10 protein-coding genes, 1 rRNA gene and 2 riboswitches are annotated in these 15,100 nt (G+C 41.4%); of the genes, 9 read left to right on the forward strand and 2 right to left on the reverse strand.

What is annotated here, in order from left to right; genetic code table 11:
- Positions 1-244 precede the first annotated feature (244 nt).
- Entirely contained in the window at positions 245-901 is a 657-nt protein-coding gene (locus GLW08_RS19335) for a GGDEF domain-containing protein (RefSeq protein WP_160850266.1), read from the forward strand.
- Positions 902-1,351: 450 nt separating this feature from the next.
- Positions 1,352-2,440: an ethanolamine utilization protein EutH gene (eutH, locus tag GLW08_RS19340; RefSeq protein WP_160850267.1), complete on the forward strand. Its 1,089-nt coding sequence runs from the start codon at positions 1,352-1,354 to the stop codon at positions 2,438-2,440.
- Positions 2,441-2,730: 290 nt separating this feature from the next.
- Here the strand turns inward: eutH and GLW08_RS19345 are convergent, their stop codons facing one another.
- Together GLW08_RS19345 and codB are read right to left on the reverse strand one after the other, a co-directional pair.
- The gene (locus GLW08_RS19345) at positions 2,731-3,996 is read right to left on the reverse strand and encodes a cytosine deaminase (RefSeq protein WP_160850268.1); all 1,266 of its coding nucleotides are present in this window, start codon (positions 3,994-3,996) and stop codon (positions 2,731-2,733) included.
- A gap of 2 nt (positions 3,997-3,998) precedes the next feature.
- The gene (codB, locus tag GLW08_RS19350) at positions 3,999-5,267 is read right to left on the reverse strand and encodes a cytosine permease (protein ID WP_160850269.1); all 1,269 of its coding nucleotides are present in this window, start codon (positions 5,265-5,267) and stop codon (positions 3,999-4,001) included.
- A gap of 451 nt (positions 5,268-5,718) precedes the next feature.
- Here codB and GLW08_RS19355 point away from each other — a divergent pair, with 451 nt between their 5' ends.
- The 7 genes from GLW08_RS19355 to GLW08_RS19385 form a co-directional block, all read left to right on the forward strand.
- Positions 5,719-6,480, forward strand: coding sequence for a serine hydrolase (locus GLW08_RS19355; RefSeq protein ID WP_160850270.1), 762 nt, complete (start codon positions 5,719-5,721; stop codon positions 6,478-6,480).
- A 220-nt stretch (positions 6,481-6,700) separates the two neighbouring features.
- The gene (locus tag GLW08_RS19360; RefSeq protein WP_160850271.1) at positions 6,701-7,660 is read left to right on the forward strand and encodes an AAA family ATPase; all 960 of its coding nucleotides are present in this window, start codon (positions 6,701-6,703) and stop codon (positions 7,658-7,660) included.
- Complete coding sequence (locus tag GLW08_RS19365) at positions 7,614-8,927, forward strand: DUF58 domain-containing protein (protein WP_160850272.1); 1,314 nt, start codon at positions 7,614-7,616, stop codon at positions 8,925-8,927. Before GLW08_RS19360 ends, GLW08_RS19365 begins: the two co-directional genes overlap by 47 nt.
- Positions 8,927-11,128 carry a transglutaminase TgpA family protein gene (locus GLW08_RS19370; RefSeq protein WP_160850273.1) on the forward strand — a complete coding sequence of 734 codons (2,202 nt, stop codon included), beginning with the start codon at positions 8,927-8,929 and terminating at the stop codon, positions 11,126-11,128. Before GLW08_RS19365 ends, GLW08_RS19370 begins: the two co-directional genes overlap by 1 nt.
- Positions 11,129-11,156: 28 nt before the next feature.
- A riboswitch (purine riboswitch) is annotated at positions 11,157-11,258 on the forward strand.
- Positions 11,259-11,358: 100 nt separating this feature from the next.
- Positions 11,359-12,900 (forward strand): glutamine-hydrolyzing GMP synthase, encoded by a 1,542-nt coding sequence (gene guaA / locus GLW08_RS19375; protein WP_160850274.1) that lies wholly within the window; start codon positions 11,359-11,361, stop codon positions 12,898-12,900.
- 86 nt (positions 12,901-12,986) lie between these two features.
- A riboswitch (purine riboswitch) is annotated at positions 12,987-13,088 on the forward strand.
- Positions 13,089-13,289: 201 nt separating this feature from the next.
- Positions 13,290-14,627 (forward strand): NCS2 family permease, encoded by a 1,338-nt coding sequence (locus GLW08_RS19380; protein WP_160850275.1) that lies wholly within the window; start codon positions 13,290-13,292, stop codon positions 14,625-14,627.
- A 362-nt stretch (positions 14,628-14,989) separates the two neighbouring features.
- A 16S ribosomal RNA gene (locus GLW08_RS19385) occupies positions 14,990-15,100 on the forward strand; the annotation flags it as partial.

Raw genomic sequence — 15,100 nt, forward strand, 5'->3', positions numbered from 1 at the left:
GTTGCGACCCTTTCCAGTATTGATTCACTTAAAATTTGTGTATCTAAGTGAATAGTATAACAAAATTGAAAAAAGCAGGACAACGAGCGGGACGGAGGGACAGGTCCATTATCCCAGGAAAGAGTGGGACGAGGAACCTGTCCCTCCGTCCCAAAAACTTATTAGTTGAAAAAAGCGCAAAAATATGACAAAATACCTAGTATAATAGAACTACCAAATTCAACGTTCAAAGGGGATGGTTGGAATGAATGCTCACCGTCCAATGATATTTGGTCTAAGATATAAGGGAAGAATTATTAGTATTCTTCTAGTCATCTCTTTGTATATATTTTGGAGTGTGTACACGTACTCCTTTCAAGGAAGTTTGCCAAAGTTAGATGAGCCAAGGTTCTGGGTGACATTGTTTGTTTCGATTTTAGAAGGAGTTTTAGCTTGGTGGATTGGTAAAAGGTTCGACCTTGTTCGATTTTATGCCGAAAGAGATTGTCTGACAGGAGCGTATAATCGAAGGTGGGTCTATACTCATTTTTATAAGTACGTCCATCATTTACATCAAGGAAAACATACACGTGTAACCCTAGTAGACTTGAATGACTTCAAATACATTAATGATCATTATGGTCATGAAATGGGTGATTTCGTTTTAACGGAGATTGCAGGTATTCTAAATGAAAGGATTACTGGAAACGGGGTAGTATCAAGATGGGGTGGGGATGAATTTTTAATGATTGAGGTTCTGTCAGGTCATTCTACTACAGAAGCCAATGAAATCGAGACCTTTGTCCTATCCAATGGATTGGAAGTGTCAGGAGCAAAGGGAATTGTTTATTGCTATGATGGCAATTGTGACTTAGATCAGTTAGTTTCCGAAGCTGATAAAAAAATGTACGAGCATAAATGAAGATGTAAATACAAAGCTTCTATTTTTAGAGATGGAAGCTTTTTTTAGTTTATAGCGTACAAATTATAAAATTCAATGCTTGTGTATAACTAAAAAAGTGATGTGGCCACGTCCAGATCCAGCGCGCAGCGACTAGTTTGCTTTTCTCGGCTCCGTAGGATAAGTTAACATCGAATCACGCATGTTTTATGTTTTCGTGTTTCCTTTATCTCCTACTGACTAAGGGGAAGTTCGATTAGGATGGCTGCATCGTGCAGCAACATCGAACACCAACCCACGTCGTGTGGGCCGCAGTATATACGTCGCTAAACGGGCGCCCTGAGCTTTTGTTCGTTGAGTATTAACAAATAAAAAAGGTTGCAAGTCGTTTACGTTAAATAGTCGTTTTCACATCCCATTAAATGATATACGATGGAAAAAGTATGGAGGAACGGTTCGGAGGGATGATGATTGTGGTTTAATGAAGGGTTGCTTTTAGTGATGTGTTTATTTATGGTGGTTGGTGCTGTGGATCATTATGTCTTACATAATCGATTGTCACTAGGGGAGCATTTTCATGAAGCTTTTATGATGATGGGGCCGTTAGCATTAGCGATGATAGGGATAATTTCCCTTGCTCCTGTGTTATCTGAATTTCTAGCTCCTGTGGTTGTGCCCATTTTTGAGTGGGTTGGAGCGGATCCTTCGATGTTTGCTTCTATGATTCTCGCGATCGATATGGGGGCTTACCCGCTATCGAATTCACTAGCATCATCGGAGGATGCTGCTATTTTTTCATGGGCTTTCCTTGGGACGATGTTAGGTCCGACATTGGTTTTTACCATTCCAGTGGCGTTATCCGTTGTTCAACAAGAGGATCGACCATTTTTTGCGAAAGGCATACTAATAGGTGTGATGACGATTCCGGTTGGTATTCTCATAGGAGGAACTGTAGCGGGATATGAATGGTTGTGGATGCTTAAAAACTTAATTCCTACCTTTATTCTTTCGTTTTTTATAGCAATTGGTTTGTTGTTTTTTACAAATGCGACGATTCGCTTTTTCTCTATCTTTGGAAAGGGGATTGAGTACGTCGTTATTTTTGGATTGATCACAATTACGATCCAGACGCTTACGGATATTGAAATTCTCCAGGAGATGGCACCTCTAAGTGAAGGGGCCATTATTGTTGCGAAAATTACAGTCACGCTTGCAGGCGCTTATCCGCTAGTAGCTTTTATTAATCAAAAAGCGCAAAGACGTTTTGCAAGATGGGGGCAAAAAGCAGGATTAAACGCTGCATCTATGACAGGCTTGATTGCCTCCCTTGCTCATGCTATACCAATGTTAGGAACGATGAAGGATATGGACGAGAGAGGCAAAGTGATGAATGCAGCATTTGCTGTGAGTGGAGCGTTTGTTGCAGGTAGCCACCTTGCTTTTGTCGCTGGAGTGGATAAGACGATGATTTTGCCTGTCATTATAGGTAAGCTAACTGCTGGAGGATTGGCTGTTATAATAGCTTTATTGTTAACGAGGAATTTGAAATATACTGATTAAAAAAGAAGCGCTAGACTGCGCTTCTTTTTATTTTAAGAAAGTATAACATTTGGAGCTTACATGTCTAGCTCCAGTGCACACCGACTAGCAAACTTCATGCCCCTTCTTATGATAAGTGAACATCGAATCGCTAACGCTTCTCGTGTTTTCTTTCCGCCTACATGACGTAGGTTGGTTCGATGTTGCTGCGTGCAGGGGTTTAATCGAACCTCCAATCATTTCAGAAACTCTTCTAAATCACTGTTGGCTTGTTTATACGCCGCTAAGCGGGCGCATGCGCTTTTCTTTCTTTATTTCCGAAAATCAATATCCTCTTCTTCACTCAAACGAATACTCGTTTCAGCTGGCTTCGTCTCTGCCAGTACTTCTCCGTGGCGCATGGAATATCGTACGGGGGTTTGACGACGGACAGCATCGAATTCATCTTCGGCATGGAGGAGGACGAAGTTGGCAGGTTTACCTTCTTCGATGCCATATTCGTCTTCGATGTTCATAGCTTTGGCGCTATTGATGGTTATTAGATCAATGGATTTCACAATGTCATCGTAGCCCATGAGATGTGTGGCATGAATGCCCATTTGCAGGACTTGTAGCATATTGCCTGTGCCGAGTGGATACCATGGGTCGAATACGTCATCATGGCCAAATGCCACATTTAATCCATCATCAAGCATTTCTTTTACGCGTGTGATGCCTCTTCGTTTTGGATAGGAATCAAAGCGTCCTTGTAGGTGAATGTTTACAAGGGGGTTTGCGATAAAGTTGATGTTCGATAGCTTTAGTAAGCGAAAGAGCTTGGATACATACGCATCATTATAAGAGTGCATAGCTGTCGTATGGCTTGCTGTTACTTTTTCTCCCATACCAGTGCGGTGTGCTTCCGCTGCGACTACTTCTACAAATCGAGATTGCTCATCATCGATCTCATCGCAATGAATATCAATTAAGCGGTCGTACTTCTGAGCCAGCTCGAATACCTTTTTCATAGATTCTACGCCATATTCTCTCGTGAATTCAAAGTGAGGAATACCACCAACTACGTCTGCTCCTAATTGTAGGGCTTCTTCAAGCAGGGCTTCCCCATTCGGATAAGACAGGATTCCTTCTTGAGGGAAAGCCACGATTTGTAGTGTGACATATGGGGCGAATGCTTCTTTCACTTCTAGCATGGCTTTCAATGCTGTTAGCTCAGGATCTGTCACATCCACATGAGTACGAACGTGTTGAATTCCTTGAGCAATTTGCCATTTTAGAGCTTTGGTGGCGCGTTTTTTTACATCTTCATGCGTTAAGGACTCTTTCCGTTCAGACCACCGCTGAATCCCTTCAAATAGTGTTCCACTTTTGTTCCAATCAGGTTCCCCAGCTGTCAGAATCGTATCTAAGTGAATATGGGGTTCCACAAAAGGAGGAAGGAGAAGTTGACCGTTCGCTTCGATCACATTCTCCTCATAGGTAGTGTCCAGTCCTACCCCAATTTCAGAAAAAATCCCGTTCTCAATTTTGATATCCATTAAATCTTCATAGCCTCGTATGTTGGCTCGTTTAATGATCATGGTTAACTACTCACCTTTGTTGGATTGTATTGGGTTGATGGTTTCGTAGATAAGAATTCTCCAGCAAAATGAATGAGTACATATGAAGCTGCTGCACCGATAATGGCGTTGAGCGGCGCGATGCCTGGTGCGAATTTTGCTAGAAGAATCGCTATCCCCCAAGCAGAGAGGGCAGACCATCTCACCTTACTATATGCTTTCTCTTGTACACCTTTATATTCCTTCCGACGTGCAATGAAATAATCAGCTAGAATGATCGCTCCTACTGGAGGGAGTGTCGATCCTAGAAATGTTAGGAAGCCGACGAAGTTGTTGTACAACCACATCGCTAGTAATGTCCCAACCACTCCATTGAAAAGGACGACTTTGTTTTTCGTTATTTTCGTAATGTTTGAAAAGCCTAGAGCTGATGCATAAAGGGCATTATCATTTGTTGTCCAAATGTTTAGTCCGAGAATTAACACTGCTGGGATAATTAACCCTTGTGTGAACATCACTTCTGAAATGTCCGCTTTTCCAGTAGCGATTGAGCCAATGGCGCCAAATAAGAACATGAGTGAATTTCCGATAAAGAAAGCTATTACAGTTGTAATAAGCCCATGGCGCTTTGTTTTTGCAAAGCGGGCAAAGTCTGGAGTTAAGGTACCTCCGCTAATAAAGGAACCGATGCAAATGGTTAGCGCAGCGGCTAGTGTAATGGAAGAGTCCGGTGTGTAGGACATCAACCCGTTAAGTCCGCCAATACTTTCTGTAGCTTTGAATACGGAAAAACTACCGAGCACGGTAATGGCTGGTACTGCGATGAAGCTTAAAATCATGAGTGCCTTCATTCCAAAATACGCTGTAACGGTCATGAGAATCCCGCCAATTGCAATGAGTAAGGTTGTATCGATGCCAGTTGCCTTTTGAACAGGAAAAGCAAACATGGCCACGCCTACACCGAACCATCCAACTTGTGTAGCGCCTAGTAAAAGAGAAGCGAGATAAGACCCTTTTTCACCAAAAGCGCGGCGTGCTAACAAGTGAGTAGATAGGCCAGTGTCAGCGGCGATATAGCCGAGTAGCCCAGTGTACAATCCTAGAATTAAGTTACCTGCCATCACAGTTAGGATGAATTGGGTCATGGTAAGCCCTGCGCCTAGCTCGCCCCCGGACCACATGCTGGCAGAGAAGAAAGTGAATCCTAACATCACCATAAACATTTTCCAAAATCCATTGCGGTTTGATTGCGGCACTGCTTGTAACGAAAAATCGCGGTCTACTGTTTTCATGAAGAATACCTCCAGTAATTCAAAAAGGATTTGAAAAACTGGTACCAGTACGTTGGCAGCGTTCCATCTTCAGTATGCGTGAATAAAAAAGGCTTCTTGTCAGTCGTTCCTGACAAGAAGCCTCCACGTATGCATATAAGAAGATAGACGAGCGTCACGCATCTACGTCTATATTGATATACATCTATTCCGACTTACCTTGTCAGCCTCACGGGACTGCATTTAAAGGTACCAGTATTCAGTTATTGGTATTATTACAGACATCCCACGCATGTGTCAAGGTGTGACGAGGGGACAGGTCCCTCATCTCAGTTCACCTTTCTGGGGTGAGACGAGGGGACAGGTTCATCGTCCCAATTCACACTTCTGGCGTGAGACGAGGAACCTGTCCCTCCGACCTACTTTTTTGTTTCTGGAATAGGAAATATAATGAAAGAAAGGGGTGTAGCAGATGTGTTTATCAAGGCTGGAAAATGAAGTGACAGAAATTGTTTCAAAACTAGATGGGAATGCAAGTGTCGTGATTCAAACGATAAATGGAACGATAGCTATGAATGAAAAGGAAGTAATGCCGGCTGCAAGTGTGATTAAAATCCCGATTATGATGGAAGCATTTCGACAGGCAAAAACAAGAGGGGTTGATCTTTCAGCCACCGTAACTATTCCACAGCATAATAAAGTTGGCGGAGCGGGGGTGCTACAATTTTTATCTCAGGAGGCGTTTCCCCTGCACGATTTAGTAACGATGATGATTATCGTTTCAGATAATGTAGCTTCAAATGCAGTAATAAAGCACATTGGCATAGGAAACGTTAACCATCTGATAGAAGAGCTAGGCTGTTCGAACACGAAGTTGAGAAGAGAGTTTATGGATCTTAAGGCTCAAGAACAAGGACTGGATAATACTACAACAGCTGAGGACATGGTGAAACTTTTGGAACAACTAACGCTTCAAGATAGAGAAATGGTTGAGATTCTAAAAGGACAGCAACTCACGTCACAATTACCTGCCTATCATACATATGAAGATCTTGAAGTTGCGAATAAAACAGGAGAACTGGATGGCGTGAATCATGACGTTGGTATTCTTATAGATTCCCATCAAACGGTGTATGTCGCTGTGTTATTAAATGATGTAAGGGATACTGTTGAAGGGCAGAGGGCTATTGCAGATATTGGCAATCAGGTTATGCAATATATGAAACTGGGATGAGGGGACAGGTACCCCTATCTCAAACTGAGACGAGGGACCTGTCCCTCCATCTCACCCGAATTTTTTGAAAACCTTCACACCAGGTTTCGTTAGAGTTTCCTTGATTTTTCCTGTGCATCCTATTGCGTTTAAGTAGGCGTTTTGTAGTATAGTTAAATTATACGAATTTTTGAATAACAGGGATTGAAAGTGCACCCAATTTTAGGAGGAATCAATTTACATGTCCCAGCAAGCTTTTCTCTATCATTCGAAAGTACACGATCTTTTTAATAACATCCAAAAAGTGATGATCGGTAAAGAAGAAGTAACGACGTTAAGCATTGTCGCGCTATTAGCTCAAGGCCATGTGTTGCTAGAAGATGTGCCGGGTGTGGGGAAAACCATGCTCGTACGAACACTATCGAAATCTGTTGATTGTGAGTTTACGAGAATACAGTTCACACCTGATCTTCTACCTTCAGATGTAACAGGTGTATCGATTTATAACCCGAAAGAAATGCAATTTGAATTCCGTCCTGGTCCTATACTTGGAAATATTGTGCTTGCTGATGAGATCAATCGTACAAGTCCAAAGACCCAGTCCTCTCTATTAGAAGGGATGGAAGAAGGAAATGTAACTGTAGACGGAAATACGGTAGAGTTAAAACGACCATTTTTCGTTATGGCTACACAAAACCCTATCGAATATGAAGGAACGTATCCACTACCGGAAGCGCAGCTGGACCGTTTTTTATTAAAATTAAATATGGGGTACCCGACAGCCCAAGAAGAGATGAAGATGCTTGGGATTGTATCTGGGGAACACCCGATTCATAGCGTGGAAGCCGTCATGACCCAGGATGAATTAATCGGCTTACAAGAAGAAGTCCAAAACGTGTACGTTGATGAACATATTCGTCGTTATATTATCAATCTTGTAACGGAAACGAGACATCATCACTCGGTCTATCTAGGTGTGAGTCCTCGTGGTTCGATTGCCCTTATGAAAGCCTCCAAAGCAATGTCCTTTATCCAAGGGCGTGATTATGTATTGCCTGACGATGTGAAGTATTTGGCTCCGTTCGTGTTAAGTCACCGTCTTATTCTATCATCAGAAGCAAAATTTGAAGGAATGACAACAGCAAGCCTAATCCATGAGTTATTGGAGAAAGTCTCAATCCCAGTGCATCGTGAAAAATAATATGAAGAATTATGCTGGTTTGATTGGTAAGCTGTTGTTTGTTGTTGTTCTTTTTGCAATTCTGTATTCTTATGCCATGTTTCAGGGTGGCTTTGTAAGTTGGTTTTTATTTTTTGCCATGCTGCCATTTGTTCTATATATGTTTGGATTAACGTTTTATCCCTTATCAAGTTGGGAATTCAATCGTTCCTTTTCTAAGCAGATTCTGCAAACAGGGGACAAGGTTAATATAGAGTTAACGATACATCGGAAACTGCCATTCCCGCTCTATTACTGCATAGTCGAGGAGTATCTTCCGCCAACGTTTGATCGAGTTGGTATGAAGGCTGGAGGCTATCAATATTTAGCTAATCCAAATGCCCTCACTTCGGAACAAAAAATCAAGCGTGTATCCTTCCCGTGGTTTAAGCGGAAAATACGTTATCAGTATACCTTTGATGATGTTCCGCGTGGAGAGCATCATTTTCATACCATTCGCGTAAAAACAGGAGACTTCTTCGGGTTTATTCGCAAGCAGCATTATTTCACAGTTCCAAGTTCCATTCTTGTGTATCCAAATCAGAGAGCTGTGGGGATTAGTAAACGAATGAACAGCTTTGAAGAAGGAGCCACTCCTTCCTCCTCGCCGATGAAAAAAGATACCACCATCGTAACGGGTATTCGAGAGTACACCCCTGGAGACCGTTTTTCTTGGATAGATTGGAAAAATACTGCAAAGAAAAATAGTATGATGACGAAAGAATTTGAGCCACAAAAAAGCTCTGATGTCATGTTGGTGTTGGATGCAAGTGAAGTGGAAGCTTCTAAGAGTCTAGCATTTGAGGGAAGTGTTGAACTGAGTGCATCCCTCATTCAAGCTTATAAACGTATGTCTTCGCAACTTGGGTTTATGATCCTTGGCGAGGAAAGAAAACTGTTTCCGTTCACAAAAGATGTGAATCAGCATAACAACATGAATCATTATCTAGCACGGGTGGAGGCAAATGGAAAAATGTCCTTTGCGGATTCATTGTTGCTTCAGCATAACTCTATGCCAAACAATCTGGTATTGATGATTGTGACGAACTCACTCACTCCAGAGTTAAAAGGGACATTAACAAGGTTGAAGCAAACACACGCTCATATTGTGGTATTTTACATTGATGCGAATGAACGAATTGGTTTGAATGAGCAGCAAATAGTCCGCGAATTGACGATAAGTGGCATTGTGGTCAATGTGCTTACGGAGAATGAGATGTCACAAAATGCATTTGAGGTGAACACTTAATGGATCGCATATCGTTAGATCGGCGCGAGTGGCTATATCGGTTTATTGTTTACTTAGCTGGTTTCTTCCTTTTTTGGGAGTGGTTACGTCCGCTTGAACAAATTACAGACACCGAGAGTGTCACCATTTTTATCGTGTATGCTGCTTTTTGTTTCTTTTTATCCTTTCTACAACTTCCGTGGTACTTGTCTATACCTTTGAAATCAGTAGGTTTGGCATTCATTCTTGACGGTTTATTTATGCCCCAACGATTTTTTAGCAAGTCTTGGTTTGGCTATTTCTTTGAACATATGCAATATAATGTGCAAGTCATGCTCGATTATCAGTGGTGGGAAATGACGCCATTGTTCAGAAGTCTATTATTCTTGTTGCTGTTATGGCTAATGAGTTACCTTCTTTACTATTGGTTTGTCGTTTCGAAGCGGATTAACTTTTTTGTGATTCTAACGTTTATTTATCTAACCGTCTTAGATACCTTTACGGTGTATGATGGAAAAGTTGCGATTATTCGTGCATTCTTGATCTCCTTGCTGGTTATGGGGCTATCAAGCTTTATAAAAGAATTAGACCGTGAATCTATTCAGCTGAAAGGGAAGCGCGCCTATCAAGCATGGCTTTTACCTTTGTTAGTCCTAGTCTTTAGCTCGACCGTCATTGGATATGCAGCTCCGAAGCAAACGCCTCAGTGGCCTGACCCTGTGCCTTTTATTAAAAGTGCCGCCAATAACGTAGGTGGATCAGGGGATAAGGTTCAAAAAGTGGGGTATGGCATGAATGATTCCAAATTAGGTGGATCATTCGTTCAAGATGATACGCCTGTTTTTCAAGCGGCTGCCCAAGATAAACATTATTGGAGAATTGAAACGAAGGATACTTACACAGGGAAGGGGTGGGTAAATTCAGATGATGCTAACGTTAAAGAATTCTCGAGTCAATCTGAACTTCCAGTCGACACCTTTTCTTTAGAAAATGTAAAAACAGAAGAGAGAACAGCTACTATTGCGTTAAGAGATAATGCTACATTTTCAAAGGTTGTGTATCCTTATGGTATCCAAAAAGTAACGCAGAGTGATGCTACAAGCTTTGAAGTCAACCTTAAGACAGGTGTTATTCAGCCATTCAATAATGGGAAGTCCATTCAACTTGGTGAATACAAGGTAGTATATAACAACCCATCCTACTCTTTTCAGCAGTTACGAGAAGCAAGTGGAGAAGACCCTCAATACATTGAGCAATCTTATAAACAATTGCCTGATTCACTACCGGAGCGAGTGGTAAATCTTTCTGAAGAGATTGTAGCTGAAGAAGATAATCGTTATGATAAAGCCCGTGCAATTGAACAATATTTCTCAAACAATGGATTTGATTATGATACACAAGATGTAGCGGTTCCTGGTGAAAAAGAGGATTATGTAGCTCAGTTCTTGTTTGATACGCAACAAGGATATTGTGATAACTTTTCTTCTTCTATGGTCGTAATGCTAAGAGCTGTAGGAATACCGGCTAGATGGGCAAAAGGCTTTACAGGAGGAGAAGAGATTGATTCTATCACCAAAGATGATACCGACTATAATGTGTATGAAGTGACAAGTGGTAATGCACACTCATGGGTAGAAGTCTATTTCCCTAATGTTGGCTGGGTACCATTTGAGCCAACAAAAGGCTTTGGTAACCATACGGATTTTTATCTCGAGGAAACAGAAGAGGAAGACGACTCTGAGGTACAACAAAACCTTGAGGAGAAGCTAAATGAACAGCAACCAGAGAAACCCGAAATTAATCAAGAAGACTTAAATCCTGGAAGTAGTTCTAATGCAGGGAAGTCAGTCTTTAGTAGGGTTACTTTCTGGATTGGTATGGGAGTGTTAGCCGTAATCTCTGTGGTGCTTTATATTTATCGTTACCATTGGTTGATGTACATCTACAAACGTCGTTTCCAAAGAGACCCGAATAAAGAAAATTATGAAGCAGCCTATCATTTCCTTTTAAAGGCACTAGATGATAAAAGTGGTATGACCCGTACATCAGGTCAAACGTTGAGAGAGTTCTCTAAAGAAATTGATCGTCACTTTCAGTCTAATGAAATGGGGATTCTAACGCATCATTATGAGCGACTCCTTTATCGTAATGATACAGAAAACCAGCCTTGGGACAAAGTAACAGAATTATGGGAAAATTTAATTAAAAAAGCACTGTCTTGACCGGTGTTGTTGGTGTTGTTAGAATGAGTTCAACTTAATTGAATACCTTCATATATACTCGATAATATGGTTCGAGAGTCTCTACCGGGGCACCTTAAATGCTCTGACTATGAAGGCAGAAGTCAAGCGCGTGGTGTATAACATCAAGGGATTTCTGCCTTCCTATGTCTTATGTAGGGAGCGGAAGTCCCTTTTTTTATGAGTTATAGTAAAGAGAAAAGGAGTGGGATTTGGTGGCACAAGTTAATGAAATGATTCTAGTATTAGATTTTGGAAGTCAATACAATCAGCTAATAACAAGGCGTATACGTGAGTTTGGTGTATATAGTGAACTACATTCTCATCGATTAACAGCAGAAGAAATTCGTCAAATAAATCCGAGTGGTATTATCCTGTCTGGTGGTCCGAACAGTGTTTATGAAGAAAATAGCTTTCGTTGCGACCCAGAGATTTTTGACTTAGATATCCCTGTATTAGGGATTTGCTATGGCATGCAGTTAATGTCTCATCATTTTGGTGGGAAAGTGGAAAGCTCAAGTGAACGGGAATATGGTAAAGCTGACATAACGTTGAATGGTTCATCAAAGCTTTTTGCTGAAACACCAGAGAAGCAAGTTGTTTGGATGAGTCACCGCGATAAAGTCATCGCTCCGCCAGAAGGATTTACGGTTGATGCCACAAATCCATCGTGTCCTATAGCCTCCATGAGTAATGAGTCCGGGAAGATGTACGGAGTTCAATTCCATCCTGAAGTTCGCCACACAGAGTATGGGAATCAACTGCTTAAGCATTTCGTCTTTGATATTTGTGGGGCTGAAGCTGATTGGTCAATGGAGAGCTTTATCGATATTGAAGTGAACAAAATAAGAGAGCAAGTAGGCGATCGAAAAGTGCTTTGCGCTCTAAGTGGTGGAGTGGATTCATCAGTTGTGGCTGCTTTGATTCACCGAGCTATTGGGGACCAATTAACGTGTATTTTTGTAGACCATGGCCTTCTTCGAAAAGACGAAGGACAAAGTGTAATGGAAACTTTCAGCGAAGGGTTCAATATGAATGTTATTAAAATTGATGCTCAAGAACGTTTCTTATCTAAGCTTGAAGGTGTATCGGATCCAGAAGAAAAACGAAAAATCATTGGCAATGAATTCATTTATGTATTCGATGACGAAGCGGATAAGCTGAAAGACATTGATTATCTTGCTCAGGGCACCCTGTACACAGATATCATCGAAAGTGGGACGGAAACAGCTCAAACGATTAAGTCTCATCATAACGTTGGTGGGTTGCCTGAGAATATGCAATTTGACTTAATTGAACCGCTGAATACGCTTTTCAAAGATGAAGTGCGTGCCTTAGGTACAGAGCTAGGTGTGCCTGATCACATTGTTTGGCGTCAACCGTTTCCAGGGCCAGGTTTAGCTATTCGTGTTATTGGTGAAATAACGGAGGAAAAGCTAGAAATCGTAAGAGAATCTGATGCCATTCTTCGCGAAGAAATCAAAAATGCTGGTTTAGACAGAGCAATCTGGCAATATTTCACTGTGCTACCTGACTTCAGAAGTGTTGGTGTAATGGGTGACGCTAGAACTTATGACTACACAGTAGGCATTCGCGCAGTCACATCAATTGATGGGATGACTTCCGATTGGGCAAGGATTCCTCATGATGTGCTAGAGAGAATTTCGAATCGCATCGTAAACGAAGTCGATCATGTAAATCGCATCGTCTATGATGTAACCAGCAAGCCACCTTCCACAATTGAGTGGGAATAATCGAACGATTTTGTGATTATTCACAAAAATGTTCGTGTTTTGGGTTGACGGTTCACGAAACCACTAGTACAATAGAGTTGTAATCATAAAAATCATATATGCACCGTCGTATAATATTGGGGATATGGCCCAAGAGTTTCTACCGAACTACCGTAAATGGTTCGACTACGAGGTGAATTATCGATGATTCCTCTCTATTGTATTTTAAGTGAGTAGGGAAAATTGGTAATTTACTTTGGACGTTTACTAGAGACTCCTGGCCATTGAATGGTCAGGAGTCTTTCGTTTATGTTTCCTTTGGAGCGCTTTCTTATGGTAGGGGCGTAAAAAGGTACAAGTAGCACAAAGGATCCTAGGTACGAACGACAGGTGAGAGGGAGGAATAATCGATGAAGAAGTTCTTTAAGTTTGATGAATTAGGCACGAATTTCCGTACAGAATTTATAGCGGGTCTCACCACATTTTTATCCATGGCGTATATTTTATTTGTGAATCCAAATACGCTAGCGTTAGTAGGCATTGAGCAACTTCCTGAAGGGGTAACGCGAATCGATAAAGGAGCAGTATTCACAGCTACAGCTATAGCTGCCGCGATTGGATCACTCATAATGGGATTGTTTGCGAGGTATCCAATAGCCCTCGCTCCGGGAATGGGTTTGAACGCATTTTTTGCTTACACAGTAGTATTGTCCCAAGGAATTAACTGGGATAAAGCGCTCGCCGGAGTGCTCGTATCTGGACTTATTTTTATCGTATTAACGGTATCTGGCTTGCGTGAAAAAATCATTAATGCCATTCCTTCCAACTTAAAGCTGGCAGTTGGAGCAGGTATTGGGCTGTTTATTGCATTTATCGGATTCCAAAATGCAGGTATCATTGCCAACAGTGATGCAACCTTGGTTCAGCTAGGAAACCTAGCAACTCCAACGACACTTTTAGCCATCTTTGGTATTGCGGTTTCCGTCATTCTATTGGCTCTTGGTATTAAAGGTGGAATCTTTTATGGAATGGTGCTTACATCCATCGTTGGTATCATTACTGGATTGATCACAGCGCCTTCAGGGTTTGGTGGAATCGTTGGTTCTGTCCCTTCTGTGGCACCGACATTTGGGGTTGCAATTGAACAATTACCTTCTGTTCTTGTATCAGGTGAAATGTGGATTGTAATCCTGACGTTCTTATTCGTAGACTTTTTTGATACAGCGGGTACATTAGTCGCTGTTGCTACCCAAGCTGGTTTGATGAAGAATGACAAACTACCAAGAGCCGGTCGAGCGTTATTTGCTGATTCAGCAGCAACGGTTGCCGGAGCAGTGGTAGGAACATCAACAACGACTTCCTATATTGAGTCTACAGCTGGTGTTGGAGCGGGTGGTCGTTCAGGATTCACCGCCGTCGTAACGGCAGGTTTCTTCTTGCTTGCTCTCGTTTTCTCTCCATTGTTAAGTGTGGTTACGCAAGAAGTGACGGCGCCGGCACTGATCATCGTAGGCGTTCTTATGTCTTCTTCATTAAAAAATATAGACTGGGATCAGTTTGAAATTGCAGTACCAGCTTTCCTAACAGTTATTGCTATGCCATTAACCTATAGTATTGCAACAGGGATTTCGATTGGGTTTATCTTCTATCCGATTACAATGGTATTGAAAGGAAGAGCGAAAGAAATCCATCCGGTTATGTATTTCCTTTTCGTTGTGTTCCTAATGTACTTTATATTCTTAAGTTAATAGAAATAGATGAACACCTCCATGGCGGGGGTGTTTTTTTAATGTGTATTTTTCTTTTAAAAAATATAAAAAAACCATTGCATTCTAAGAAAAATGGATGGTATATTAGTAAACGTTGCGCTAACGACGGCAACAAAAAACACCATAAACGAAAGAAAAAGCCAAAAAAACTTCGAAAAAGTTGTTGACGGCACTTTCGATAAAATGGTATATTTATTGAGTCGCTGTTTTGAGGCGACGAAACAAAATGATGAAACATTTGATCTTTGAAAACTGAACAAAACAACTTGTAAACAACCTGTTAATTTTTTAACGAATTAGCCAGTAATCATTTTGAATGATGCAAAGGCGAACTTCTTCATTTTATGGAGAGTTTGATCCTGGCTCAGGACGAACGCTGGCGGCGTGCCTAATACATGCAAGTCGAGCGCGTGAAGCAACATGATCCCTTCGGGGTGATTGTTGTGGATCGA

Origin of the sequence: Pontibacillus yanchengensis (genome assembly GCF_009856295.1) — a bacterium.
In the GTDB taxonomy this organism is placed as follows: Bacteria; Bacillota; Bacilli; order Bacillales; family BH030062; genus Pontibacillus; species Pontibacillus yanchengensis_A.